This is a genomic window from Kribbella sp. NPDC049584, from assembly GCF_040675555.1.
In the GTDB taxonomy this organism is placed as follows: domain Bacteria; phylum Actinomycetota; class Actinomycetes; order Propionibacteriales; family Kribbellaceae; genus Kribbella.
Genome location: NZ_JBFAPF010000002.1, coordinates 518,769 through 544,551, shown reverse-complemented (window position 1 = coordinate 544,551; position 25,783 = coordinate 518,769). Strand labels below are relative to the sequence as shown.

The window sequence follows — 25,783 nt, the reverse complement described above, 5'->3', positions numbered from 1 at the left end:
GCCAGTGGGGGACATCTGATGGGGATTGTCGACGATCTGCAGCGAGCCCGGATCGCGTTCGAGCGACGCGACTGGGCCGCTGCGTACGACCGGCTGACCGCGGCCGACGGTGATCCCGGGACGGTCGGTCTCGGCGCGGACGATCTGATGACGCTGGGGATGGCCGCGTTCCTGCTCGGCGACATCGACGCGTGCATCCGGGCGCTGCAGCGTGGCTACCGGCTGCGGATCGACAACGGCGAGGTGCTGGGCGCGGTGCGGTTCGCGTTCTGGCTCGCCCGCGTGCACAACGGCCGCGGCGAGGGCGCGGTCGGCAGCGGCTGGGCCGCACGGGCCGAACGGCTGCTGGCCGACCACCCCGCCGACGTGGTCGAGCGCGGCTACCTGTTGATCCACGACTTCTTCCGGTGCTTGGATCGCGGCGACTTCGCCGCCGCGATAGCGACGGGTGACGAGATCATCACCGTGGCGCGGCGGCACGGCGATCCGGATCTGCTCGCGCAAGGTCTGGTGTGCACAGGCCGGATGATGATGTACGCCGGTCACGTGCCGGAAGGCCTTGCCATCTTGGACGAAGCGATGGTCGGCGTCGCGGCGGGCGAGCTGTCACCGGTCTTCGCGGGCATGGTCTACTGCTCGATGATCGAGGCCTGCCAGGAGGTCCTCGACTTCGCGCGGGCCTCGGCCTGGACGACAGCACTCACCCGCTGGTGCGACACGCAGCCGGACCTGGTCCCGTTCACCGGGCAGTGCGCCGTCCACCGAGGGCAGATCCTGCGGCTGCATGCTGCGTACCCCGAGGCGTTGGCGGAGTTCGAGGCAGCCTGCCAGCGGTACGCGGCGTCGGGGTACAGCGTGGCCGCGGGGCTGGCGATGAGCGAGCGCGGCGACGTACTGCGGATTCTCGGTGAGTACGTGGCGGCGGAGTCGGCGTACGACCAGGCCGCCAGCTACGGATACGAGGCGCAGCCGGGGCGTGCGTTGCTGATGGTGGCGCGCGGACGGGTCTCGGGCGCGGTTGCCGCCGTACGGCGTCTGCTTGCCGAGACAGGTGATCCGGTGCATCAGTCGCGGCTGCTGGCGGCAGCGGTCGAGGTGCTGATCGCGGGCGACGAGCCGGCTGAGGCCGAGCAGGCGGCTGGTCAGTTGTCGACGATTGCCGAGGAGTTCGGGTGTGCGGGGTTGCGGGCGTCGGCGGCGTACTGCTCGGCGCTCGTGGCGTTGGCCGGTGAGGATGCTGATCGGGCCTTGCCGCAGGCACGGGCTGCTGTGCAACTGTGGGGCGAGCTGCGGGCGCCGTACGAGGTGGCTCGGGCGAAGGTGCTCGTCGGGCGGGCGGTCCGGTTGCTCGGGGACGACGACTCGGCGACTGCCGAACTGACCGCGGCGTGCCGGACGTTCGCCGAGCTCGGGGCTGTGGGGGCGCGCCAGGAGGCCGAGAAACTGATCGGTCGCAGTACGAGCGGACTGACTGGACGGGAGCTGGACGTCCTGCGATTGGTTGCGGTGGGCAACAGTAACGCCGAGATCGCGGGTCTGCTGGTGTTGAGCGACAAGACGGTCGCGCGGCACCTCACCAACATCTTCGCGAAGCTCGACGTACCGTCGCGGACGGCGGCCGCGGCGTACGCGCGCGACCACGACCTGCTGTGAAAGGTCCTCCCGAGGGAGCACGTTCCCTCGGGCGGGTGAGGTGACGGCGGGGTGGTTGGCCCGATGCTCGACGGGTGAGCACAACTGAGCGTCCCGTCCCCCGCTGGGCGTACCGCCTGGCGCATCTCATCCCGTTCATGGTCCTGCCGTCCAGCTTGTGGCGGCTCGGTCTCGTCTTCGGCTCGTCGATGGGCATGCTGGACCCCGACGGCAACGCCACCCGACTCGCGGGAGCCGGCGGCAAGGTGTACGTCGTCTGCCTGACGATCTTCTCCGAGCTGGTCGCGTTGACGGCCCTGGGCATGGTCAGCCGCTGGGGCGAGGTCGCCCCACGCTGGATCCCGCTGATCGGCGGCCGCCGCGTCCATCCGTACGCCGCGATCATCCCCGCCACGCTGGGCGGCTTGTCCCTGATCGCCCTCTGGACCTACGCCTTCCGCGACGCCTACACCGACCACTTCATCCCGTTCGCCAACACGGGCTGGAAGGTCCTGATGCTCACCTGCTACACCCCACTCAACCTCTGGGGTCCGGCCCTCCTGGTCCTGACCTGGGCCTACTACCGCCGCCGGGTCAGCGCGCCCGCGGTCGTGGCTTCAGTGCGATAGCCGGCAGCGGCGGCGCGGGGAGGGGATCGCCATCGTAGCCGGGGACCAGGTGGAAGCGGTCGTTGCCGCCGGCCCCGATGGCTTGCTGCCAGGACTCGCGCGCCGCGACGATCTCTTCGTGGGAGCGGCCGATGAAGTTCCACCACATGACGAGTTGTTCCTCGAAGGGTTCGCCGCCCAGCAGGAGGAACCGGACACCGTTGCTGGATGCAACCAGGTCGATGGATGCGCGGTTGGCGCCCAGATAGACCATCTCTCCGAAGCCGGGGTGCAGGTCGCCGACGGACAGCGAGCCGTCGACGACCAGTACGGCGTACTCGTTGGTCGTCGTCAACGGCAACTCGAGGGTCCGACCGGGATCGATGGTGATGTCGGCGCCTACGAGTGGGGTGTAGGCGGGTGCGGGTGAGGTGACGCCCGCAACCGTGCCGATCATGACGGTTGCCCGGGCGCCGTCGAGTTCGAGCTCCGGCAGATCGGCGTACGCGTTGAAGGCCGGCGGGGTCGTCGTTCGCACCGAGTCGGGAAGGGCGACCCACAGCTGCGCTCCGTGCAACATGGGCGGAGCGGTCGGGGTCGAGATCTCGGAATGAGCGATCCCGTTGCCGGCGGTCATGATGTTGAGCTCGCCGGGCCGTACGAACGCATGCGAGCCGACGCTGTCGCGGTGCTCGATCTCGCCCTCGAACAGCCAGCTCACCGTCTGCAGGCTCGTATGCGGATGCGGGGGGACCTGCATGCCGCGCTCCCCCGGTACGTCGTACGAGTCGACGCGCTGGGTCAGATCGTCCGGCCCGTAGTGGTCCACGAAGCACCACGCGCCGACCATGCGACGGTTCTTGTTCGGCAGCAGGCGCCGTACCGTCGTCGATCGTCCGAGCACGACCTCGCGCCCTTCCAGCAGCTCCAGCGCGGGTCCTTCGCAGTCCCCGGTGCCGATGACTTCGGCCGGATCCTTCTCGAGATCACTCATCATGCGGTCCATTCCAGGAGTTGCTGCTGGTCCCAGGTATTGATGACGCGGTCGGGGGTGACGCCGCAGTCCTCGGCGCGTTCGCAGCCGTAGACCTGCCAGTCGAGCTGGCCGGGCGCGTGCGCGTCGGTGTCGATCGAGAACATGCAATCCATCTCGACAGCCATCGAGAGCAGGCGTTTGGGCGGGTCGAGGCGTTCGGGACGGGAATTGATCTCGACCGCCGTACCGAACTGGCGGCAGGCCTCGAAGACCACCTCGGGGTCGAACTCCGACTCGGGACGGGTACCGCGGCCGCCGGTGATCAACCGGCCGGTGCAGTGGCCGAGGATGTCGACATGCGGGTTCGCGATCGCGCGGACCATCCGCTCGGTCATCGGCTCGGACGCCATCCGGAGCTTCGAGTGCACGCTCGCGACGACCACGTCCAGCCGCGCCAGGATCTCGGTGTCGCAGTCGAGCGTGCCGTCCTCGTTGATGTCGACCTCGATCCCGTTCAGGATCTGGAAGCCGTCGAGCTCGTCGGCCAGCTTTTTGTTGAGCTCGGCAACGACCTCGAGCTGCTGGAGCCGGCGTTCGCGGGACAGTCCGTTGGCGACGGTGAGCCGGGGCGAGTGGTCGGTCAGCGCGATGTAGGAGTGGCCGAGGCGATGCGCCGTCCGCGCCATCTCCTCGATCGGGCTGCCGCCGTCGGACCACTCGGAGTGCAGATGCAGGTCGGCCTTCAGGTCCGCGCGCAGCTGTTTGCCCGCCGTGGTCAGCTCCCCCGCCGCCTCCTCCAGCTTGACCAGGTACGACGGGGTCGCGCCGTCCATCGCCTCGACGATGACGGCCTCGGTCTTCGGGCCGATGCCGGCGAGCTCGGTCAGCGTCCCGGCCCGGCGGCGGGCGCGCACCTCGGCGGCCGGGAGCGCGGCGATCGTGTCGGCGGCCCGCCGGTACGCCTTCACCCGGTGCGTCGGCTGCCGGTCCCGCTCGAGGTAATACCCGATGGCGCGCAGTGCCGCGATCGCGTCCTCCACGCCCGCTTTGTCCGTCATGCCACCATCATGGCAGCGGAGGTCTATGGTCGGTCCGTGGCGATGGGTGCGCATGTGGCGCGGGCGGAGCGGTTGCAGGGCGCGACCGGGGCGCTCGCCACCGCGGCGATGGCGGCGATGGAGGAGAAGCTGCCCTGGTTCGGGGAGCTCTCGGCGCAGGACCGGTCCTGGATCGGGCTGGTCGCGCAGTCCGGGATCTCGGCGTTCGTCGAATGGTTCCGCGATCCCGAGGCGCACTCCTCGATGCCGACCCGGATCTTCGGGTCCGCGCCGCGCGAGTTCACCCGGGTCATCTCGCTGCACCAGACCGTCGACCTGGTCCGGACGACGATCGAGACCATCGAGACCACCATCGGCACGCTGCTCCCGCCCGACGACGTACCGATCGTCCACGAGGCCATCCAGCGCTACGCCCGCGAGGTCGCCTTCGCCGCCGCCACCGTCTACGCGCAGGCCGCCGAGATGCGCGGCGCCTGGGACGCCCGGCTGGAAGCCCTCCTCGTCGACTCGGTCATCCGCGGCGAGGCCGACGAATCGGTCCGGTCCCGCGCCTCGGCCCTCGGCTGGACCGGAGCCGCCGGTACGACGGGATCGGCCGAGGTCGCCGTTGTCGTCGGGCGGGCCCAGAGCGCCGAAGACGCCCAAACGGCCTCGAATGTCGCCGACATGGTGCGGCACGCAGCCCGCGAGGCCGGTGCCGACGCACTCTGCGCGATCCAGGGCGACCGCCTGGTCGTGGTACTAGGCGGTACGAGTAAACCTGTGGAGATCGTACAAAAACTCGCCCAATGGTTTGGACCCGGCCCGATTGTCGTCGGCCCGGTCGTGAAGGATCTGATGTCCGCTGTCACCTCGGCTCGTGCCGCCGTTGCCGGCCTCCGCGCCGCAGCCGCCTGGCCCGCTGCGCCCCGGCCGGTCCAGGCCGACGAGCTGCTCCCCGAGCGGTCACTCTCCGGAGACGGCCATGCCCGCCGTCAGCTCGCCAATGAGGTCTACGGCCCGCTCACCGTCGGCGATGGGGTGCTCCTCGACACGGTTTCGGCGTACCTGGACTCCGGCGGATCGATCGAGGCGACGGCCCGGGCGATGTTCATCCACGCCAATACCGTCCGGTACCGCCTCAAGCGTGTGGCCGACATCACGGCGTACAACCCGCTCGATCCCCGCGACGCTTTCACATTGCGTGTCGCACTGACCTTGGGTCGCCTGCTCAATCCGGAGCCGGGAACCACAGTTTTGTAGGATCCCTACAAACCGGCCCGGAAGAATTCGTGCTCGTGCAGCGGCACCCGACGGGCCCTGGTGAGGGAGAGTTGACACGTGCTCGTCATCGTCGCACCCGGTCAGGGTGCCCAGACCCCAGGATTCCTCGAGCCGTGGCTGGCCGATCCCGTCTTCGAGAGCCGGCTGAACTGGCTCTCCGCGGTGGCCGGTCTCGACCTGGCCCACTACGGCACGGAGGCCGACGCCGACACCATCCGCGACACCGCGATCGCGCAGCCGCTGCTGGTCGCGTCCGGCATGTTGGCCGCGCTGGCGGTGTTCCCGCACCCGGCCGACGCCTTCACCAAGGTCGGCGCGGTCGCCGGTCACAGCGTCGGTGAGCTCGCCGCCGCGGCCGGCACCGGTGTGCTGACCGCCGAGCAGGCGATGGTCCTGGTCCGCGAGCGCGGCAAGGCGATGGCCGCCGCGGCCGCGCAGACCGCGACCTCGATGACCGCGGTGCTGGGCGGTGACCGCGAGGAGGTCCTGGCCAAGCTCGTCGAGCACGGCCTGACCGCCGCGAACGACAACGGCCCCGGCCAGATCGTTGCCGCTGGCACCGTTGAGGAGCTGGCCGCGCTGGCCGCCGACCCGCCGGCCAAGACCCGGCTGATTCCGCTGTCGGTCGCCGGCGCGTTCCACACCAAGCACATGGAGCCGGCGGTGCAGACGCTGGCGAAGTACGCGACCGCGATCAGCACCCACGACCCGCGGACCCGCCTGATCTCGAACCGTGACGGCCATGTCGTCCACGACGGCCGGGACGTCCTGCAGCGGCTCGTCAACCAGGTGAACGCGCCGGTCCGCTGGGACCTGTGCATGCAGACCATGTCGGACCTCGACGTGACCGGCATCCTCGAGCTGCCGCCGGCGGGCACGCTGACCGGTATCGCCCGGCGTGCGCTGAAGGGTGTCGAGACGTTCGCGCTCAAGACCCCGGACCAGCTCGACGACGCCCGCGCGTTCGTCGAGAAGCACGGCAGCCCGTCCGAGATCGACGCCTCCCCGACCTGGCGCCTGCTGGTCGCTCCGATCAAGGGCACGTTTACCCGCTCCGAGCGGACCCGCCGCGAGACCGGCGACAAGGTCGAGGCCGGCGAGGTGGTCGCGACGGTCAAGAGCCTGCGTGACGAGGTCGAGGTGACCGCTCCGCACGGCGGCATCGTGGTCGAGTGGCTGGCCGAGGAAGGCGACCCGGTCGCTCCGGGCCAGCCCCTGGTCCGGCTGCACCCGGCCGGGAGCCCGGCATGATCACGGCGTCGACAGGTGCGACGTACGCCGGAGTCCTCGGCATCGGGTCGTACCGGCCGCGGCGGGTCGTGCCGAACTCGGAGATCCTCGAGCAGATCGACTCCAGCGACGAGTGGATCCAGACCCGCTCCGGGATCAAGGAGCGGCGCTGGGCGAGCGACGACGAGACCGTGCTGATGATGTCGGTGAACGCGGCCAAGGACGCGCTGGCCGACGCCGGCATCGACCCGGCCGAGATCGGCTGCGTGATCGTCTCGACGGTCACCCACCTGTACCAGACGCCGGCGATCGCGACCCAGATCGCGGTCGCAGTGGGCGCCCCGACCGCGGCGGCGTTCGACATCTCCGCGGCCTGCGCGGGCTTCTGCTACGGCATCGCGATGGCCAACGACCTGGTCCGCGGCGGCAGCGCGAAGTACGTGCTCGCGATCGGCGTCGAGCGGCTCAGCGACATCACCGACCGGACCGACCGCAGTACGGCGTTCATCTTCGCCGACGGCGCCGGCGCCGCGATCGTCGGCCCGACCGAGGAGCCGGGGATCGGCCCGGTCGTGTGGGGCTCGGACGGTACGCAGCACCAGGTGATCAGCCAGAAGGAGTCCTGGCAGGAGGTGCACGGCAACCACAACTGGCCGCACCTCACGATGGACGGCAACCCGGTGTTCCGCTGGGCGTCGTTCGAGATGGCGAAGACCGCGCAGCAGGCGCTGGACGTGGCCGGGGTGAAGGCCGAGCAGCTCGACCTGTTCGTCCCGCACCAGGCGAACATGCGGATCACCGACGCGATGCGGCGGGCGCTGAAGCTGCCCGAGCACGTCAAGGTCGCGCGCGACATCGAGCGCCAGGGCAACACCTCGGCGGCGTCGATCCCGCTCGCGATCACCGCGATGCGCGAGGCCGGCGAAGCCCGCAGCGGCGACCTCGCCCTGATCATCGGCTTCGGCGCCGGCCTCGTGTACGCCGCCCAGGTCATCCGGCTGCCGTAGTCCATAGTTGTCCGGGGGCGGCTCAGGTGGCCGCACCCGGCTGTACCAAAGCAGTACAGCCAGAAGAAATCCGAAAGGGAATCAGAGAACATGGCCAGCACCGAAGAGATCCGTTCCAACCTCGCCGAGATCGTGAACGAGATCGCCGGCATCCCGGTGGAGGACGTCCAGCTGGACAAGTCCTTCACCGACGACCTCGACGTCGACTCGCTCTCCATGGTGGAGGTCGTGGTGGCCGCCGAGGAGAAGTTCGACGTGAAGATCCCCGACGACGAGGTCAAGAACCTGAAGACCGTCGGCGACGCGGTCGCGTTCATCGAGCGCGCCCAGAACGGCTGACGTACGCCGTCACCCGTGCTGGCCCGGGGTGCTCATCGGGCTGTGACCCATACCGCGGCTCGATGAGCACCACGCAGTACACACACCCCTCGCTCCCAACCGCAGATCTGTCTTGTGAAGGATGAGGTAACCATGTCGAAGACCCGAGTCGTCATCACTGGGCTCGGAGCCACGACCCCGCTCGGGGGTGACGTGTCCAGCACCTGGGAAGGGCTGCTGGCCGGACGCTCCGGCGCGCGGCGGCTGACCGACGAGTGGGTGCAGAACCTGGCGGTGCAGATCGCCGCACCGGCCGCGGTCGACCCGACCGAGGTGATCGAGCGGGTCAAGGCCCGCCGCCTGGACCGGACGGCGCAGCTCGCCGTCGTCGCCGCCCGTGAGGCCTGGGCCGACTCCGGCCTGGAGGACTCCGGGATGGACAAGGAGCGGCTCGGTGTCGCGGTCGCGTCCGGTATCGGCGGCCTGCACACCACGCTCTCGAACTACGACGCCCTCCAGCAGAACCCGCGCCGCGTGTCGCCGCTGGCGATCCCGATGCTGATGCCGAACTCGTCCGCGGCGTACGTGAGCCTGGAGTTCGGCGCCAAGGCCGGCGTACACACCCCGGTCTCGGCCTGCGCCTCCGGCAACGAGGCGATCTGGCTCGGGCTGGACCAGATCCGGCTCGGCCGCGCGGATGTGGTGATCGCCGGTGGCGCCGAGGGCGCGATCATGGCGCTGCCGCTGGCCGCGTTCGGGATGATGCAGGCACTGAGCAAGCGGAACGACGAACCGGAGCGCGCCTCGCGTCCGTGGGACGTCGACCGTGACGGCTTCCTGCTCGGCGAGGGCGCCGGCGTCCTGATCCTGGAGTCGTACGAGCACGCGAAGGCGCGCGGCGCGAAGATGTACGCCGAGCTCGCCGGCGCCGGCATCTCGGCCGACGGCCACGACATCGCGCAGCCCGACCCGACCGGTTCCGGTGCGCGGCGAGCGATGGAGCGGGCGTTGTCCGAGGGCGACCTGACCCCGGCCGACATCTTCCACATCAACGCGCACGCCACGTCGACGCCGCAGGGCGACATCGCCGAGTCGATCGCGATCCGGCAGGCGCTCGGCAAGGAGGCCGACCACGCCGTCGCCACCGCGCCGAAGTCGATGATCGGTCACCTGCTCGGCGGCGCTGGTGCGGTGGAGTCGGTCGCGACCGTGCTCGCCGTCCACAACCGGGTCTCGCCGCCGACCATCAACGTGGACAAGCTCGACGACCAGATCGACCTTGACGTCGCAACCGAGCAGCGCAAGCTGCCGGACGGGGACATCGCGGCGCTGAACAACTCGTTCGGCTTCGGCGGCCACAACGCCGCCATCGCCTTCAAATCCCTGTAACTCTTCGGAGGTCCGATGACCATCGCTCCGGCAAAACCCGCCAAACTGCCCCGTGAACTGGACCCGCGCAACCCGGTCACCCGGCTGACGAACCTGCTCGATCCGGGCAGTCTCGAGCTGATCACCCCCGACAACCTGTCGGGGATGATCGCGGCCCGCGGGCGGATTGCGGGAGCGAAGGTCGTCGCCTTCTGCTCAGACGCCACCGTCATGGGCGGCGCCATGGGTGACGAGGGCTGCGACGTCGTGGTCGAGGCGTACGAGGTCGCCCGCGAGGAGCAGGTGCCGATCATCGGCCTGTGGCACTCGGGCGGCGCGCGGCTGGCCGAGGGCGTGCTGAGCCTGCATGCGGTCGGCAAGATCTTCTACGCGATGACGCAGGCGTCCGGGAAGATCCCGCAGATCTCGGTCGTGCTCGGCCCGGCGGCGGGCGGCGCGGCGTACGGTCCGGCGCTGACCGACATCGTCATCCTCGGTCCCGACGGCCGGATCTTCGTGACCGGGCCGGACGTGGTCCGCTCGGTCACCGGTGAGGACGTCGACATGCTGCGCCTCGGCGGGCCCGAGCCGCACGGCCGGCGATCCGGGGTCGTCCACATCACGACCGACTCCGAGGCAGAAGCCTTGGAGCAGGCCCGCCGGCTGACCGATTTGCTCGCGAACCAAGGCTCGATGTCCACCGACATCCCGGACACGGACCTGTCCGGGTTCCTGCCGGAGTCGGCCAAGCGTGCGTACGACGTCCATCCGCTGGTTGGAGGGGTGCTCGACGAGGTTGCTGACCATCCTGTCGTCGAGCTCCACCAGCGCTGGGCGCCGAACATCGTCACCACGCTCGGCCGGCTCGGCGGGCGGACGGTCGGCGTGATCGCCAACAACCCGCTCCGCCTCGGTGGTTGCCTGGACGCGCTGTCGGCGGAGAAGGCGTCGCGGTTCGTCCGGATGTGCGACGCGTTCGGCGTACCGCTGGTCGTGCTGGTCGACGTACCGGGTTATCTGCCGGGTGTCGGACAAGAGTGGGACGGCGTCGTACGACGGGGTGCGAAGCTGCTGCACGCGTTCGCCGAGGCCGTCGTACCGCGGGTCACGCTGGTGACGCGGAAGACGTACGGCGGGGCGTACATCGCGATGAACGCGCGATCGCTGGGCGCGACGCGCGTGTTCGCGTGGCCCCGCGCCGAGGTCGCCGTGATGGGCGCGGTCGCCGCCGTCCGCGTGTTGCACCGCCGCAAGCTGTCCGAGGTCGACCCGGAGCTCCGGCCCCAGGTCGAGGCCGAACTGGCCGCCGAACACGAGAAGATTGCCGGCGGCATCGACCGCGCCCGCGAGATCGGCGTCGTGGACGAGGTCGTCGAGCCCACCCGCACCCGCACCGCCCTCGCAACCGCGATCGCAAAGGCCGAAGCCAACGGCCCCATCCGCGGCAACCACGGCAACATCCCGCTCTGAACCCAAGAGTTTGATCTTGCACCGAGGGTGACCAACGTGCTATTCATCGCGGATGGATGCGCCCATGGCGGGACGGACGCTGGCTGACTTCACAGCGCCGTACGAGGGGGAATTGTTATTGTTCGCCAGTCAGTTCGCTGACGGCAACAGGATCAAGAACGCTAAATACGCACATTGCACTTTCGCTCACATAAGCTTTAAAGGTGTCGAACTCACAAACTCAAGTTTTCTTAACTGCGTGTTCGTAGGCTGCTACTTCCGCGACGCCATGTTCAGCGCTAGCCATTTTGTCGGATGTCGCTTCATCGACTGCAACTTCAAAGATGTCAAACTCAGGGCATCTGACTTCAGATACGCGCAGTTCCGTGGATGCTACCTGCCGTCCCCTGAGCTTCTATTGAGCGCACCAGGAGAGCCAAACCTCCAGATGACGCTGTTCGCCGAGTTGTCCCGCGCGGCTGACTCGCTTGGTGATCAGGGCGAGGCACGCGAGTACAAGTTGGCCAGCATACGGGCGACGAACGCGCATCTTCGAGCTGCAGTCAAGGCGAAGAACTCGTGGTACGAGGCTCACTATCCGCTCGGACGGCGGATTGACGCGATGGGAACCCTCGGCTGGCACACGCTCAATCGAGTCCTGTGGAAACATGGCGAAAGCGCCTGGCGCTTGTTGATCATTGCCACTGTGGTGGCGCTTGTTCTATTCCCACTAGCATTCAAGGTCGCTGTCGACCTCCCGTTCGGAGAGGCAGTTTGGCTGAGCCTCAGCAACTTCCTCTCGCTCGATCGGTTGTCGTCGGCGCAGACCACAACTACTACTGCGAGGATCTTGTCGACTCTCGAGGGGCTCAGTGGAGTGCTGTTCGCAGGCATGTACGTCACGCTGCTGCTGAAGGCATTGCTTCGGCGATGACCAAGACCGAGATCTGGCTTTACGGATCGGTCGCCCGCGGTACGGCGGACGATGGCAGCGACGTCGACATCCTCATAGTCACCGACGAGACAGGTCCGGTCGACGTACCTGACGGTGAGCATGTGTCGGTACGGACCTACGGATGGTCGGCCGTCGAGCAGATGGCCGCGTACGGGTCGTTGTTCCTGCTGCATCTGAAGCGCGAGGGACGGCCATTGACTACGCCGGAGCCGTCCCGCCTGCGCGAATTGCTGGTGGACCTGCCGCCGTATCAGCGGACAGCCGACGACATCGAGGGGTTCCGGATCGGGCTCGCGGATGCCCGGGAAAGCCTGCTGGACGGCGGCTCGGCGGATTTCGAGCTCTCGGTGATCGCGACCGTCGTGCGGCACTGCAGCATCCTGGCCTGCTACCTGCTCGGCACACCGCTCTTCGACCGGACGACATCCATCCGTACGGCGTTCCGTGCGACCGGACTCGCCCGGGACGCGGATGGCGCTGTCGACCTGTACCGCTTCCGCCTCGCCGAAGCGCGGGGCATTGCCGCACCCATTGCGGCTGACGTCGGTGTCGGGATGCACTGGGCTGCCATCGCCGACAAGTTCGTTTGCCGGGTCGGAGACCTGGCACCAGCGATTCGAGGGGGGATCACATGAGTATCCGGCGGGCGCGTGCACTACGGAGGATCGACACGATCCTGACGGCCGATCTGCGGCCAGAAGCCGCGTATCCATTGAGGGCGCGACTTGGACGTGCGTCACTTGCCGCCGCGGAGTGGCTCGACGAGGAACGCCGTACGCTCAGTGCCGGCGACGCTGCCGCGATCGCGGCGATGATCCGCACGCTCAAGTCGACGAGCCGCCGCATCATGCAGCCGAGCGAGCCGTTCGACTCGGTCTGGCAGGCCCAGTGGCACGAGGTGCTGGAGCTCCTGACGGATCTTCGCCGGCGGATGACCCAGACGGCTTGAAGGGCACGGATCCGGAGATCCGTGCCCTTCACGTGGTGCGGCCGCTGTTGTTCACAACCACCGGGGGTGTCCCGACACCCGGTGGCCCAGCGGCCACGGCCCCTCCCACCCTTGTAGAACGTCTGATGCTCAGTCTCATCGAAAAGTTCGCGAAAAGCTCCGCCCTTGACGGCTTTCTTCTGAAGTTCTCAGGAAGCGCTTAGACGACTTGGTGCAGCCAGCGCACGGGGGCGCCGTCGCCGGCGTAGCGGAAGGGTTCGAGTTCGTCGTCCCAGGGGCGACCGAGCAAACGCTCGACCTCCTCGGTCAGGTCCGCCTCGCCACTGGCGGCCTTCAGCATGGCCGCCTTCAGTCGCTCCTCCGGCACCATGATGTCGCCGTGGACGCCGGTGGTCGCGTGGAAGACCCCGAGCTCGGGGGTGAACGAGTACCGCTCGCCCTCGACGCCGTTGCTCGGCTCCTCGGTGACCTCGAACCGCAGCTTCTGCCAGCCGCGCAGGGCGGATGCCAGCTTGGCCGCAGTGCCGGCCTCGGCCTGCCAGGACAGCTCGGCCCGGTACGTGCCCTGGGCCGCCGGTTGCGGTGTCCAATCCAGTTTTACGGGCACGCCAAGGATGCCGCCCGCGGCCCACTCGACGTGAGGGCACAACGCTGACGGCACCGTGTGGACGTACAGAACGCCACGAGTCGTCGCCACCGGGACCTCCTGTGCTCGAGGGGCGCCTTCCCCAGCGTTCTCGACCACTTGCCTGTCAGTCCTGGCGTTACTCGTCCCTCAAAGGCATCACGAGATACCCCGCGGAACTCTGGTACATCTTGCACCACCACCCCCTCGAACACCAGTAACCTCGCCGTGTCAACTACATCACCATCGTGTCGCGATTCAGGTCGAAGCTCGCCGGACGAGGCGGGTCGGGAGGATCAGCGGGGTCGGGCTCTCCCCCGCGATCGTTGCCAGCAGCATGCGAGCCAGCTCGCGGCCGAGGGACCGGATCGGCTGGCTGATCGTCGTCAGCGGCGGGGTGGTGTGGCGCGCGGCGTTCACGTCGTTGAAGCCGACTATCGCAACGTCGCCCGGAACGGTGCGGCCGGCGTCGGTGAGCACCCGCAACGCGCCGATAGCCATCTGATCGGAGGCGACGAAGACCGCGTCGAGGTCGGGGTGCATCGCGAGCAACTCGTGCATCGCACGGGTCCCGCCGTCCTCGGAGAAGTCGCCGTGTACGACGCGGCTCGCATCCAGCCCGGCGACCGCCAGCGCCTCCTGATAGCCCTTGTACCGCGCAACGCCCGCGCCTTCGTCCATCCGGCCGGTGATCGTGGCGATGCGGCGCCGGCCGGTCGCGATCAGGTGCTCGGTGGCCAGCCTCGCGCCGCCGCGGTTGTCCGCGTCGACGTAGTACTGCGGCTCGAACGCGATCGGCGCGCCGCCGAAGACGACCGGTACGTCGGCCTGCTCGGCAAGCCGGGCGAGTGGATCGTCGCCGTGCGTCGACATCAGCATCACGCCGTCGGTCTGGCGCGTCCGCAGCAATCGCTCGAGCCGGGTCTGCCCGCGGGTCGAGGTCGCCATCATCAGCATCAGCTCGAGCTCGGTCTCCTCCAGCACCGAACTGATCCCGACGACGACCTCGGCGAAGAACGGATCCGCGAACACCTCGGGGTTGTCGCTGGAGATCGCGAGGACGACGGCGCCGACCTGCTGCGTCGCCAGCGCGCGGGCCGACGCATTCGGCACGTACCCGAGGTCGGCGACGGCTCGCTGGACGGCCTCCCGCTTCGCCTTGCTGACATGCGGGGCGTTGTTCAGCACCCTCGACGCCGCCGATCTGGACACGCCGGCGCGCTCGGCGACTTCGTCGAGTGTCACTTGCCGCTTGCGGACGTCGGTCACAGGCTGATCCTCACACAGAAGAAAACCGGAAGCGCTCTCAGCATTCTGCCACGCCCTTGACACCGCCTCCGCGGCTCGGCACGATGCCGAGAAACTGGAAGCGCTCCCAAGCGTTCTGGAGGACCGATGCCCACCGCCCCACGGCGAGTCCTGATCCTGGCCCTCGCCACCGTTCTCCCCCTGACCGTCGTTGCCGCGGCCGTCACGCCCGCTGTCACCCCCGCTGCCGCCGCCGACCCGCAGTACGAGCGGGTCCTGAACGGGACCTTCGACACCGTGAAGGATCCGTGGTGGACGAGCGGCAACACCCCGTCCGCGGTCACCGACGGCCGGCTGTGCGCGCAGATCCCGGCCGGCACGGTGAACGCATGGGACTCGATGATCGGGCAGGACGATCTCCCGCTCGAGGAGGGGCAGCCGTACACGCTGCGCTTCGACGCGTCGACCAGCCGGCCGGTGCAGTTCCGCGCTGTCCTCCAGCAGGGCGCCGCGCCGCATGCGACTGTGCTCAACCAGGCGGTCAACGCCACGACGACCACGCAGACGTTCACGTTCACCGGCACCTCACCGGTCACCGACACGCACGGGCAGGTCTCGTTCCAGGCCGGGGGCGCGACCACGCCGTACACCTTGTGCCTGGACAACATCTCGGTCATCGGCGGGATCGTGCCGCCGGGCGGGATCCGCGACTTCGGCTCGCCGGTCCGCGTGAACCAGCTCGGGTACGTCGCCGGCGGGCCGAAGCGGGCGACCTACGTCACGACCGCCACCACGCCGCTGGACTGGCGATTGCTTGCCGCGAGCAACGAGGCCGTCGCGAGCGGCCATACCAAACCGTATGGTATGGACGCCTTGTCCGGCGACGCCGTCCAGCTGATCGACTTCGGGTCGTACCGCGGTACCGGGAGCGGCTTCCGACTTGCCGTCGGCAACGATGTCAGCGAGCCGTTCGACATCGGCAAGCACGTGTACGCCGACCTGAGGCGGGACGCGCTGGCGTACTTCTACAACAACCGCAGCGGCATGCCGATCGAGGCGCAGTACGTCGGCGACACGTACGCACGCGCCGCCGGCCACCTCGGCGTCGCACCGAACCAGGGCGACACGTCGGTTCCCTGCTACCCCGGCACGTGCGACTACAGCCTCGACGTCCGCGGCGGCTGGTACGACGCCGGCGATCAGGGCAAGTACGTCGTCAACGGCGCGCTCGCCGCCTGGCAGCTCCTCGATCTGTACGAGGAGACCGGTCCCGGCGTACCGCTGAAGATCCCCGAGGCGGGCAATCGCACGCCGGACGTGCTGGACGAGGCGAAGTGGGAGCTCGACTTCCTCCTGCGGATGCAGGCGCCGGGCGGCATGGTGCACCACAAGATCCACGACGAGAAGTGGACCGCATTGGGTACGCCGCCCGCCGACGACCCGCAGCCGCGCTACCTCTACCCGGTGTCGACCGCGGCGACGCTGAACCTCGCGGCCGTCGGCGCGCGGTGTGCACGCGTCTACTCGAAGTGGGACAAGAAGTTCGCCGCACGCTGTCTGTCGGCCGCCGAGACGGCGTGGGACGCGGCCCGTCAGCACCCGGCGATCTACGCGCCGGCCGGTGGCGAAGGCGGCGGCGCGTACGACGACACGAAGGTGACGGACGAGTTCTCGTGGGCCGCGGCCGAGCTGTTCGCGACGACGGGCAAGGCGTCGTACAAGCGATTCATCACGACGACGCTGAACGCCGCTGACGGCTTCTCGTGGCAGGAGACCGGCGGGCTCGCAGACCTCGCCCTCGCGCGGGTCCCGTGGCGGTTGCCTGCGATCGAGCAGCGAAAGCTCCGCCAGCGGATCGCGACAACCGCCGACACGTACCTCGCCGACCTCAGATCACAGGGATACGCGAACCCGTACAAGCCGGCCGACGGCCAGTACGTCTGGGGCTCGAACTCGGCCACGGCGAACGACGCGATGATCCTCGCGATCGCTGGCGACCTCACCGGCCGCACGGCCTACCGGTCAGCCGCTCTGGAGTCGCTGGACTACCTGCTCGGCCGCAACGCGATCAACCAGTCCTACGTCACCGGGTACGGCGAACGCGCCAGCCACAACCAGCATCACCGCTTCTGGGCGCATTCACTCAATCCGGCGCTGCCATCGCCGTACCCCGGATCCCTCGCCGGCGGACCGAACTCGCACCTGCAGGATCCAGTCGCCCAACGCAACCTCCCCGGCTGCGCCCCGGCCAAGTGCTACATCGACGAGATCGGCTCGTACTCGACCAACGAGGTCGCCATCAACTGGAACTCCGCCCTCGCCTGGCTGACCGCGTACGCCGACAGTCAGACGGCTCCCGACCATCCGGCGCCGGTGGCAGCGAAGGTCCAGGCCGGCCCGATCGACCTGACGAGCGGCTTCTACGTCGACCCGAACTCGAACCCGGCGACCTGGGTCCGTGACAATGCCGGCGACTCGAGGGCGAGCAGCATCCAGACCAACCTCGCCGCCAAGCCGATGGCGCGATGGTTCGCCAACCCGCCGGCGGGGACCACGATCGGGGCGATGGTCGGCGGCTTCGTCGGCGCGGCCGACAACGCGGACAAGCTGCCGATCCTGGTCGCGTACAACCTGCCCGGACGCGACGCCTGCGGCGGTCATTCGGGCGGCGGTGCGGGGTCGCCCGCGGCGTACCGGGACTGGATCTCCGCGTTCGCGGACTCGATCCGCGGCCGGCCCGCGATCGTGATCGTGGAGCCGGACACGTTGGGCGACTTCAACTGCATGGCCGACGCGCAGATCGCCGAACGCAACGCCATGCTGACGTTCGCGCTGCAGCAGTTCCGCGACCGGGCGCCGAACACCTGGGCGTACCTGGACGCCGGCAACGCCGGTTGGGTGCCGGCGGCAACGATGGCGCAGCGTCTGGCCGGCGCCGGGGTGAGTGCGGCGCACGGGTTCGTGGTCAACGTGTCGAACTACTACACCACGTCCGCATCGGTCACCTACGCCAACGACGTACGCGCGAACATGTCGGCGCCGAAGCCGTTCGCCGTCGACACCAGCCGCAACGGCAACGGCTCGAACGGTGAGTGGTGCAACCCGGCCGGCCGCAAACTCGGCGTCGCGAGCCAGATAGGCGGCGGCGCCGAGCTGCTGCTGTGGGTCAAGGTCCCAGGCGACTCGGACGGCCAGTGCGGAATCGCTCCGACCGTCCCGGCCGGTCAGTTCAGCCCGGACCTGGCGACTCGGCTGATCAACGGGACCTAGAACGCTTACGGGAAGCGCGTTGCGAGCGCGATGCAGGCGCCGGCGGCGGCCAACGTGAAGAGCATCGCGATACCGGCGTACCGCGCGGTGATTTCCTTGTCGACCTCGTCGTACCCGACCGAGGAGCCGATGTCCTTGTAGACGTCCTTGAGCTCGCCTGCGGACTCCGCGGTGTACGCCTCGCCGCCGGTCGTCTCGGCGATGCTGCGGAGCTCGGTGCGGTCCGGTGGTACGCGCTGCCGGATGCCGTCCATCTCGATGAAGCCGGAGTCGGTGCCGAAGCAGATCGTGTACACCGGGGTGTTCTTCGCCTTCGCCGCCTGCGCGCCTTCCTGCGCGGTCCGGCCGACCGTTCGTTTGCCGTCCGACAGCATCACGATGCGGGCCGGGGCCGGGTCGTTCGGGTGCGCGGGATCCGGCGGGACCTGCGTGAGCGCCTGCAGTGACGTGAAGATGCCTTCACCGGTCGCGGTCGACTCGGCCAGCTCGAGCCCGTCGATCGACCGGTCGATGGTCGCCCGGTCCGTGGTCGGCGGCACGATGATCGACGCCGTACCGGCGAAGTTGACCAGTGCCACGTTGAACTTCGTCGGCAGGTTGTTGACGAACTCCTTCGCCGACTCCTTCGCGGCCTCCAGCCGGTTCGGCTCGATGTCGGTCGCCATCATCGACAGCGAGACGTCGATCGCGACCACGATCGTGGCCCGCTCGCGCGGCACCTTGACCTTGTCCTTCGGCTGCGCGAACGCCAGGATGCAGGTCATCGCGGCGAGCAGCGCGAGCCCGACGGCGAGGTGCCGCCGCCACTGCGGCCGCCGCGGCGCGACCCGGTCCAGCAGCGCGATGTTGGTGAAGCGCAATGCGTACTGCGAGCGCCGGTGCTGAAGGAAGATGTACCCCGCGACGATCAGCGGGATCAGGAGCAGGAACCACAGTCTGGCCGGAGACAGGAACTCCATCAGCGAGCCACTCCCTTCGGCGGTTGGTGCAGGCGGGGCGCCACTCGCCGGTACGCGAGCACGAACCGCACGGTGTCGGCAACCCAGTCGCGGTCGGTCCGCAGTACAAGATGCCCCGCACCTACCCTACGCAGGGCGGCCCTGGTTCGTTCCCGTTGTGCGAGAGCCGCGACCGCGAACGCCTCCCGGACCTTGCGCCGCCGGGTGTCGATCTCGCGCACCTCGCCGGTCTCCGGGTCACCGATCGTGACCACGCCGATGTTCGGCAGCTCGAGCTCGCGCGGATCCACGATCTCGACCGCGAGCACCTGGTGCTGAGCGGTCAGCTTGCGCATCGCCCGCTCCCAGGACGGCTCGATCTGGCTCGCGACCTCACCGTCCTGCGGGGTGAGGAAGTCCGACACGATCACGCGCAGTCCGCGTTTGCGCTGCGTCCGGGCCATCGACTCGAGCGCGGCGGCCAGATCGCTGCGGTGCGCCTCTTCGTCGCCGCTGAACTGCTCGGCGAGCAGTGCGCGCAGCAGACCGTACAGCGCGAGGCGCCCGGATCGCGCCGGCCAGCGTCGCAGCGCCGAGTCGCGCAGCATCAGCCCGCCGAACCGGTCACCGAGTCGGTGGGTCAGGAACCCGACGGTCGCAACAGCTGCCACCGCGAGCTCGCGCTTCTCGAGGGTCGACGTACCGAAGTCCATCGAGCCGGACAGGTCGACCAGCGCCCACGTCTCCAGCTCGCGGTCCGCGATCAGGTCGCGGACGTGCGGGATCGTGGTCCGCGCGGTGACGGCCCAGTCCATCCGCCGTACGTCGTCGCCGACCTGGTACTCCCGCGCTTCGGCCAGCTCGGTGCCCGGACCCGGGAGGAGCCCCAGGTGTTCCCCGTGCAGGTAGCCCTCGAGCCGCCGTACGACGGTCAGCTCCAGCCGCCGCAACGCACGCTCGGGAGCGAGCTGCGAGATCGTCATCGCAGCCCGCGGGTCTCGTCGGTTCGGCACTACACAAACTCCGGGCGGCCGGTGCCGTCGGCGCCGTCGCGCCAGACCGGCTGCGGCGGCGGGACGGTGGCCAGGATCCGCTCGATCACGGCCCGCGGGTCGATGTTGTCGGCGACGGCGTCGAAGGTCAGGCCCAGACGATGACCCATGACGTCCAGCGCGACGGTCTGGATGTCGCTCGGCAGCAGGTAGTCCCGGCCGTGGATCAACGCAAGCGCCCGACCGGCCGCGATCAGGCCGAGCGTCGCGCGCGGGCTGACGCCCAGCTCGATGATCGGCTCCAGGTCGGGCAGGTGGAAGTCGGTCGGCGTACGGGTCGCCATCACCAGACGTACGGCGTACTCCGCGACCAGGTTGTGGACGAAGACCTGCTCGGCGGACCGCTGCAGCTCGAGGATCGTCTCCGGCTTGAGCACCTGACGCGGCTCCGGCGGGTCGACGCTCATCCGGCGGAGGATCTCGAACTCCTCGTGCCCGCGCGGGTGCGGCACGTCGATCTTGACCAGGAACCGGTCGCGCTGCGCCTCGGGCAGCGGATAGACGCCCTCGGACTCGATCGGGTTCTGGGTGGCGATGACGATGAGCGGCTTCGGCATCGGGAAGGTCTGGCCGCCGATCGACACCTGCCGCTCGGCCATCAGCTCGAGCATGGCCGACTGCACCTTGGCCGGTGCGCGGTTGACCTCGTCGGCCAGCACGAAGTTCACGAACGTCGGGCCGAGCTCGATGTCGAACGTCTCGCGGGTCTGCCGGTAGATCCGGGTGCCGACGATGTCGGACGGGACCAGGTCCGGGGTGAACTGGATCCGGGCGAACGTGCCGCCGACCACGCTGGCGAAGGTGCGAACCGCAAGCGTCTTGGCGACACCGGGAACGCCCTCGAGCAGACAGTGACCCTTCGCGAGCAGCGACACCATCAGGGTCTCGACCATGTGCTCCTGGCCGACGATCACCCGCTTGACCTCACCGAGGGCCTCGCCGATCAGCCTGGACTGCTGGGCCACCGCACCCGTGGGCACCGTCGTCTCGGTCATGCCTGTCCTTCCGGGGCCCGCGGACGGACCTTGTCATTCCCCACTTCGCAACACCGGTCATTCCATCAGATCGCCGGGGCCAGCGGACGCAGGGCCTACCGGGTCCTCCCCCATCCTGCCCCGCCGAGCCAAATCGCGCGCGCCGAGTGCCGCCCTCCCCCGGCCGCCGCTGCCCGCTGTCGCCACGGCCGCCGCCCGACCGGCGGCCGTGGCGACAGCGCTACCAGGGATGTGGTGGGATTGGGGTGATGACCGCGACCGAATCCCAGACCGAGGTGCAGCCGGCGGACCCGCCGGAGCCGCGCCCTGCGCTGGAGATTCCGGAGGCTCTGCCGTTGCAGCCGGAGGACCCGCCGCGGGTCGGCGAGTTCTGGCTCCGCGGCCGGCTCGGCGCGAACGCGGCCGGCTACCTCTACACGGCAAGCGACGAAGCCGGCCGGAACGTCGTCGTCGCGATGATGACCGAGGGCTCCGCCGACGACGCGGCCGCCCGCGACCGGTTCGTCTACGCCGTCGACGATCTGCCCGAGGAAGCCGTTCTAGGCCACAACGACCGTGATGACGACGACCTCGCGCTCTGGGTCGCGGTCGGGCCGATCCGCGAGGACGACGGGTCCAGCGCGGCGTCCGACGAGCGGCTGATCGCCGAGCGTCGCGGCGAGGAGATCCTGTCCGCAGTACTGATGGATCGCGTCCCGCAGATCGGCAAGCTGCGCGGGCCGGAGTTCCGCCACTACTGGGAGAACCGGCGGCGTCCCGGTCTGTTCCGGATCTGGCCGCTGCCGTGGCCGAACGCTCTGCGCCCGGCATCGCGGTGGGCGCTCGCGTTCGCATTGCTGACGATGGCGCTGATCATGGCGCTGGCCGTCTTCCTGGCGTGGCTGCTGTTCCGCCACGCGCAGCCGCTCGAGCCCGAACCCGTCATCCCCACGCCGGCGAATACGGCCACCGTCACCGTCACGCCGACCACGCCGCCGCCGGGCACCGGCTCAGGCTCACCGTCCATCTCGATCAGCCCGAGCCCGGTCCCGACCGGTATCCCCACCACACTCCCGACCAACCCGTCCGGCACTGGGACGGCCCCGGGCGACAAGTTCTAGTCGGTTTGCCGTCGCCGCTTGAGAGTCAGCAGGCCGATCAGGCTGATGACGGCCCAACTGCCCTCGAGCAGCAGGAAGCCCCAGGACAGCTGGATCGCGGCGATGCCGGCGAGGACTCCTGAGCCGAGCAGGTTGAGGAGCTGGTACGTGATGGTGCGCTGGCGCAACCGGCCCGCCTGCGCGGCGGCGAACGCGAGCAGAATGGTGACCGCGCCAACGATCTCGAGAACGTCGAGCACATGCATGAGGACGACCCCCTCCGTCAAGGGTGAGGCGTCGTCTTGACAGACCGGGTACGGCGCCGCTCGTCCGGGGAGCCCGCTTGCGTCGAACTCCTGTTGTCAGGATAGCAAGCGCAGCAATTCCGGATCCCGCCAGAGCTTGTCCGGTACGGGCTGGCGGACCAGCGCCGCGTCGGCGCGGATCTCGGCCGGTGACGACGCGGCGATCAGCACAGACGTGACCGCGGAATGCCTGCTGGGAAAGGCGAGTGCGGCCTGCGGCAGGGAAACGCCGTACCGCTCGCAGACGGCCGAGATCCGTCGGGCCTCGACGGTGTCTGCGTGGAGGACCTGTGGGGTAAGTACGCCGGAGACGATGACCGAGACTCCGTGCGCCAGGCAACGATCGAGCAGCGGTCCGGCGGTGCGGTCGAGCAACGAATAGTGTGCCGTCAGCAGCACACAGTCGAGTTGGACGTCGCGCACCAGGCGGTCGAGGTCCTGCCAGTCGTCCGACACGGCTCCTACTGCCTTGATGATCCCTTCGCGCCGCAGCCGGTCGAGCGTCGGGTACGCCGACTCGTCGTGGGCGAAGGCGACATCGACCGCGAGTCCTAGCTGCGCGCTGCTCTGGTCGATCGAGGTCTTCGGGTCGTCCCCGATCACCTTCGTCGACACCAGGAACTCACCCCGCGGGCGCTTCTGCAGCGCCGTACCGAGTCGTCGCTCCGACTCGCCGTACGCCGGGGACGTGTCGAAGAACCGGATACCGGCCTGGTATGCCGCGTCGACGGTGGCAACCGCGGTCGCGTCGGCGTCCGGGCCGGGCGGCTCGCCGAGATGCGAACCGCCGAGCCCGAACCGCGGAGGCCGGAACCGGATCGTCGAATGGGGTGCGAGCAGCTGGCTGGGTGCGGCCATCGCACTCACCTCCCCTGGTCGGTACCTACCAGGATCGGGGTTGCGCTCCGACTTCGCATCCCGAACGCTGTCTAGCGGCCTGATTCGTAGAGGGTGCGCACCTCCGCATCGGTGAGGGCGCGGTCGTAGAGGTGGACCTGGTCGATCGTGCCGTCCAGGAAGTCCACCTGGTTGCCACCGAACTTCGCCCGGCCGATGACCGTGTTGCCGGTCGAGCTGGAGTCCAGGGCGCACGCGCTCTTGGTGGCGACGAGCTCGCCGTCCACGTAGAGCTTGAGCTCACCCTTCACGACATCGCGTACGCCGGTGACGTGGTACCACTGCCCCGGGTTCGGCTTCGTCGGCGACAGCGCCCGGATCCCGGGGAAGCTCATCGCGAAACGCTGGTCCTGGCCGGAGTACTGCAGGAAGAACGCGCTGTCGCGGTCGCCGTCCTGGCTGACGAACGTCTGGAACGCGCCGTCCGCCTTGTTCAGCTTCACCCAGGCACTCGCGGTGTAGTTCTTGCCGGTGTCGAGCAGGGCCGCGCCGGTGTCGACGTACTGACCGGATCCGTTGAGCGCGACCGCCTCACCGTTCTTGCCCGTGGCAAAGGTCGCGCCGCCCTGGAGGGTCGCGTCATTGTTGCCCACAGCATCTTCCGCGGTGCCGTCGAGCGGGTAGAAGTGGATGCCGTCGGCACCGGGTGTACCGGGTCCCGGGTTTGGTACACCAGTGCCTGACCCGTCCGCGCCGGCGATGATCTGCTGGTTGATCGTCCGCACCTGGGCGAAATCCATCTTCGGCACTCGCCGGTCGTAGGTGTAGAACCCGTTCAGCTCACCTTCGACATCGGTCATCTGGGTATAGACCGATCCGCTGATCCCGCATTGCTGGGCCGATTTCAGCACGTCGGTCTGGTTTTCGACGTACCGCCGGGTGAGGGTCGCCGAGTCAGGCTCCATCTCGTACGCCGATCCGTCGCCGAACCACATGTGATCCGGCACCTTCAGGCCGAACCCGCCATGCTCGCCGTCAACCGCCGCGCGGGTGTCCGACGGCGCCGTTGTCGCCGGGCCGAGGTACGCGTGGTTGTCGATCAGGTCGCCGCGGCCGGAGTCGCCGTGGGAGTTGCAGCAGTTCACGCCGCTGTGGGCGTTGACGAGGCGGGACGGGTCCTGTGCCTTGACGTCGTCCGCGATCCGGCCGGTCGCGGCCCGGTCCCACTCACCCCAGCCCTCGTTGAACGGGACCCAGACGGTGATCGAGGTGAAGCTCTTGTGCTCGTCGACCATCTCGTGCAGCTCGGACTCGAACTGCGCCCGCCACGGGTCCGGCATTGCATCGGTCTTCGTCGCCGGCATGTCCTGCCAGACCATCAGGCCGAGCTTGTCGGCCCAGTAGTACCAGCGATCCGGCTCGACCTTGATGTGCTTGCGCACGGTGTTCAAGCCGAGCCGCTTGTGCTGCTCGAGATCGAACCGGAGCGCCGCGTCGGTCGGTGCGGTGTTGAGCCCGTCCGGCCAGAAACCCTGGTCGAGGGTCGCCAGGTTGAACAGGATCTTCCCGTTGAGCGCCATCCGAAGCTTGCCGTCGGCACCTTTCTGCAGGCCGACCGATCGCATCCCGGCGTACGAACCGACTTGGTCTACCGTTTTGCCGCGATCGAGCAGGCGGACCTTGAGGTCGTACAGGAACGGGTGGTCCGGGGACCAGGTCTTGGGATTCCGGATCGGTAGCCGGAGTTCGGTGTCGGCCTTGCCGCGCACCTGCCCGACGGCTGTGCGGCCGTCGTACGCCGTGACCTCGACGTCGAGGCCCGCGGGGCCGGACGTCTGCGCGGTGACCTTGAGGGTCTGGCCGGGCAGGTCGGGCGTGAGTTGGAGTCGGTCGATCGACGCGACGTTCACCGGCTCCATCCAAACGGTCCGCCAGATGCCGGAGCTGCCCTGGTAAAAGATTCCGTGGTCGCCGACCTCGCGCTGCTTGCCGATCGGCTGGTACGTCTCGTCGGTCAGGTCCTCGGCCCAGACGATCAGTTCCTGCGGGCCTTTGGTGCGCAGGGCATTGGTCACATCGACGTCGAAGCCGTCGTACCCGCCGCGGTGCGTCGCGACCTGCCGGCCGTTGACCCAGACCTTGGCGTCGTAGTCGACCGCGCCGAAGTGCAGCAGGAGCCGCTTGCCCTTCCAGTTGTCCGGGACCGTGAACGTACGCCGGTACCACATCCGGTCCTCGTGCTTCTGGAGACCGGACAGCGCGGACTCGATCGGGTACGGGACGAGCACCTGCTCATTGAGGGTGCGGCCGATCGGCGGCTGTTCACCTACCGCGGCCGGCGCCCATTCCCACAGGCCGTTGAGGTTGCGCCAGTCGGGACGGGTCAGTTGCGGGCGCGGGTACTCCGGGAGCGCGTTCGTCGGCGAGACGTCGGCAGTCCAGGGGGTCGTGAGTGGTGGGGTGCCGAGGTGCCATGCCGGTTGCGCCTGGGCCGTGGGGACCAGGGTTGTCGACAGCAGCACGAGGGCGGCCGCGAGCGGCTTGAACATGGGGACTCTCCTTCCGGGGCGGGGAAAGGCGATCCCATGACAACGCTCTCACCACAAAAACGCAAGAGCTCG

At 68.9% G+C, this 25,783-nt stretch carries 23 protein-coding genes and 1 riboswitch; of the genes, 13 read left to right on the top strand and 10 right to left on the bottom strand.

Annotation, left to right across the window (positions count from 1 at the left end; translation table 11 throughout):
* Positions 1–18: 18 nt before the first annotated feature.
* Together AB0J62_RS09385 and AB0J62_RS09380 are read left to right on the top strand one after the other, a co-directional pair.
* Entirely contained in the window at positions 19–1,653 is a 1,635-nt protein-coding gene (locus AB0J62_RS09385) for a LuxR C-terminal-related transcriptional regulator (RefSeq protein WP_363866411.1), read from the top strand.
* A gap of 74 nt (positions 1,654–1,727) precedes the next feature.
* On the top strand, positions 1,728–2,261 hold the full coding sequence (locus AB0J62_RS09380; protein ID WP_363866408.1) for a hypothetical protein: 534 nt from the start codon (positions 1,728–1,730) through the stop codon (positions 2,259–2,261).
* Here AB0J62_RS09380 and AB0J62_RS09375 read toward each other — a convergent pair.
* Both AB0J62_RS09375 and AB0J62_RS09370 read right to left on the bottom strand, forming a co-directional pair.
* Positions 2,227–3,234: a pirin family protein gene (locus tag AB0J62_RS09375; protein WP_363866405.1), complete on the bottom strand. Its 1,008-nt coding sequence runs from the start codon at positions 3,232–3,234 to the stop codon at positions 2,227–2,229. The genes AB0J62_RS09380 and AB0J62_RS09375 overlap by 35 nt on opposite strands.
* On the bottom strand, positions 3,234–4,274 hold the full coding sequence (locus AB0J62_RS09370) for a PHP domain-containing protein (RefSeq protein ID WP_363866402.1): 1,041 nt from the start codon (positions 4,272–4,274) through the stop codon (positions 3,234–3,236). The genes AB0J62_RS09375 and AB0J62_RS09370 overlap by 1 nt, the downstream gene beginning before the upstream one ends.
* 42 nt (positions 4,275–4,316) lie before the next feature.
* On the opposite strand from AB0J62_RS09370, the gene AB0J62_RS09365 reads away from it, so the two are divergent.
* The 9 genes from AB0J62_RS09365 to AB0J62_RS09325 all read left to right on the top strand — a co-directional run bounded on the left by AB0J62_RS09365 (position 4,317) and on the right by AB0J62_RS09325 (position 12,813).
* The gene (locus tag AB0J62_RS09365) at positions 4,317–5,516 is read left to right on the top strand and encodes a helix-turn-helix domain-containing protein (RefSeq protein WP_363867729.1); all 1,200 of its coding nucleotides are present in this window, start codon (positions 4,317–4,319) and stop codon (positions 5,514–5,516) included.
* 78 nt (positions 5,517–5,594) lie between these two features.
* Entirely contained in the window at positions 5,595–6,788 is a 1,194-nt protein-coding gene (locus AB0J62_RS09360) for an acyltransferase domain-containing protein (RefSeq protein ID WP_363866399.1), read from the top strand.
* A complete protein-coding gene (locus tag AB0J62_RS09355) occupies positions 6,785–7,774 on the top strand; it encodes a beta-ketoacyl-ACP synthase III (protein ID WP_363866396.1) in 990 nt (329 codons plus the stop codon). The genes AB0J62_RS09360 and AB0J62_RS09355 overlap by 4 nt, the downstream gene beginning before the upstream one ends.
* Positions 7,775–7,864: 90 nt before the next feature.
* Positions 7,865–8,113, top strand: a complete 249-nt coding sequence (locus AB0J62_RS09350) for an acyl carrier protein (RefSeq protein ID WP_130446978.1) — start codon at positions 7,865–7,867, stop codon at positions 8,111–8,113.
* Between the two features lie 132 nt (positions 8,114–8,245).
* Positions 8,246–9,481, top strand: a complete 1,236-nt coding sequence (gene fabF / locus AB0J62_RS09345) for a beta-ketoacyl-ACP synthase II (protein WP_363866393.1) — start codon at positions 8,246–8,248, stop codon at positions 9,479–9,481.
* Positions 9,482–9,496: 15 nt separating this feature from the next.
* Positions 9,497–10,930 (top strand): carboxyl transferase domain-containing protein, encoded by a 1,434-nt coding sequence (locus AB0J62_RS09340; protein WP_363866390.1) that lies wholly within the window; start codon positions 9,497–9,499, stop codon positions 10,928–10,930.
* Between the two features lie 64 nt (positions 10,931–10,994).
* Positions 10,995–11,843 (top strand): pentapeptide repeat-containing protein, encoded by an 849-nt coding sequence (locus AB0J62_RS09335; protein ID WP_363866387.1) that lies wholly within the window; start codon positions 10,995–10,997, stop codon positions 11,841–11,843.
* Positions 11,840–12,499 carry a nucleotidyltransferase domain-containing protein gene (locus AB0J62_RS09330; RefSeq protein WP_363866384.1) on the top strand — a complete coding sequence of 220 codons (660 nt, stop codon included), beginning with the start codon at positions 11,840–11,842 and terminating at the stop codon, positions 12,497–12,499. Before AB0J62_RS09335 ends, AB0J62_RS09330 begins: the two co-directional genes overlap by 4 nt.
* Positions 12,496–12,813, top strand: a complete 318-nt coding sequence (locus AB0J62_RS09325) for a hypothetical protein (protein ID WP_363866381.1) — start codon at positions 12,496–12,498, stop codon at positions 12,811–12,813. Before AB0J62_RS09330 ends, AB0J62_RS09325 begins: the two co-directional genes overlap by 4 nt.
* A gap of 199 nt (positions 12,814–13,012) precedes the next feature.
* On the opposite strand, the gene AB0J62_RS09320 is transcribed toward AB0J62_RS09325, so the two are convergent.
* Together AB0J62_RS09320 and AB0J62_RS09315 are read right to left on the bottom strand one after the other, a co-directional pair.
* A complete protein-coding gene (locus AB0J62_RS09320) occupies positions 13,013–13,510 on the bottom strand; it encodes a DUF3145 domain-containing protein (RefSeq protein ID WP_130446981.1) in 498 nt (165 codons plus the stop codon).
* Positions 13,511–13,696: 186 nt separating this feature from the next.
* The gene (locus tag AB0J62_RS09315; RefSeq protein WP_363866378.1) at positions 13,697–14,707 is read right to left on the bottom strand and encodes a LacI family DNA-binding transcriptional regulator; all 1,011 of its coding nucleotides are present in this window, start codon (positions 14,705–14,707) and stop codon (positions 13,697–13,699) included.
* Positions 14,708–14,833: 126 nt separating this feature from the next.
* Between AB0J62_RS09315 and AB0J62_RS09310 the strand changes: the two genes are divergently transcribed.
* Positions 14,834–17,956, top strand: a complete 3,123-nt coding sequence (locus AB0J62_RS09310; protein WP_363866375.1) for a glycoside hydrolase family 9 protein — start codon at positions 14,834–14,836, stop codon at positions 17,954–17,956.
* A 5-nt stretch (positions 17,957–17,961) separates the two neighbouring features.
* On the opposite strand, the gene AB0J62_RS09305 is transcribed toward AB0J62_RS09310, so the two are convergent.
* From AB0J62_RS09305 to AB0J62_RS09295, 3 genes are read right to left on the bottom strand one after another with little or no spacing between them, the layout of a single operon-like run.
* Positions 17,962–18,915, bottom strand: a complete 954-nt coding sequence (locus tag AB0J62_RS09305; protein WP_134097676.1) for a VWA domain-containing protein — start codon at positions 18,913–18,915, stop codon at positions 17,962–17,964.
* The gene (locus tag AB0J62_RS09300; protein WP_130447314.1) at positions 18,915–19,877 is read right to left on the bottom strand and encodes a DUF58 domain-containing protein; all 963 of its coding nucleotides are present in this window, start codon (positions 19,875–19,877) and stop codon (positions 18,915–18,917) included. The genes AB0J62_RS09305 and AB0J62_RS09300 overlap by 1 nt, the downstream gene beginning before the upstream one ends.
* A gap of 29 nt (positions 19,878–19,906) precedes the next feature.
* Complete coding sequence (locus AB0J62_RS09295; protein WP_363866371.1) at positions 19,907–20,941, bottom strand: MoxR family ATPase; 1,035 nt, start codon at positions 20,939–20,941, stop codon at positions 19,907–19,909.
* 248 nt (positions 20,942–21,189) lie between these two features.
* On the opposite strand from AB0J62_RS09295, the gene AB0J62_RS09290 reads away from it, so the two are divergent.
* Positions 21,190–22,041, top strand: a complete 852-nt coding sequence (locus AB0J62_RS09290; protein WP_363866368.1) for a hypothetical protein — start codon at positions 21,190–21,192, stop codon at positions 22,039–22,041.
* Here the strand turns inward: AB0J62_RS09290 and AB0J62_RS09285 are convergent.
* The 3 genes from AB0J62_RS09285 to AB0J62_RS09275 all read right to left on the bottom strand — a co-directional run bounded on the left by AB0J62_RS09285 (position 22,038) and on the right by AB0J62_RS09275 (position 25,711).
* Entirely contained in the window at positions 22,038–22,286 is a 249-nt protein-coding gene (locus tag AB0J62_RS09285; RefSeq protein ID WP_363866365.1) for a hypothetical protein, read from the bottom strand. The two genes, AB0J62_RS09290 and AB0J62_RS09285, sit on opposite strands and share 4 nt — an antisense overlap.
* A 25-nt stretch (positions 22,287–22,311) precedes the next feature.
* A riboswitch (guanidine-III (ykkC-III) riboswitch) is annotated at positions 22,312–22,379 on the bottom strand.
* Between the two features lie 3 nt (positions 22,380–22,382).
* Positions 22,383–23,183 (bottom strand): aldo/keto reductase, encoded by an 801-nt coding sequence (locus AB0J62_RS09280; RefSeq protein ID WP_363866362.1) that lies wholly within the window; start codon positions 23,181–23,183, stop codon positions 22,383–22,385.
* A 71-nt stretch (positions 23,184–23,254) separates the two neighbouring features.
* Positions 23,255–25,711, bottom strand: a complete 2,457-nt coding sequence (locus tag AB0J62_RS09275) for a LamG-like jellyroll fold domain-containing protein (RefSeq protein WP_363866359.1) — start codon at positions 25,709–25,711, stop codon at positions 23,255–23,257.
* Positions 25,712–25,783: the final 72 nt, after the last annotated feature.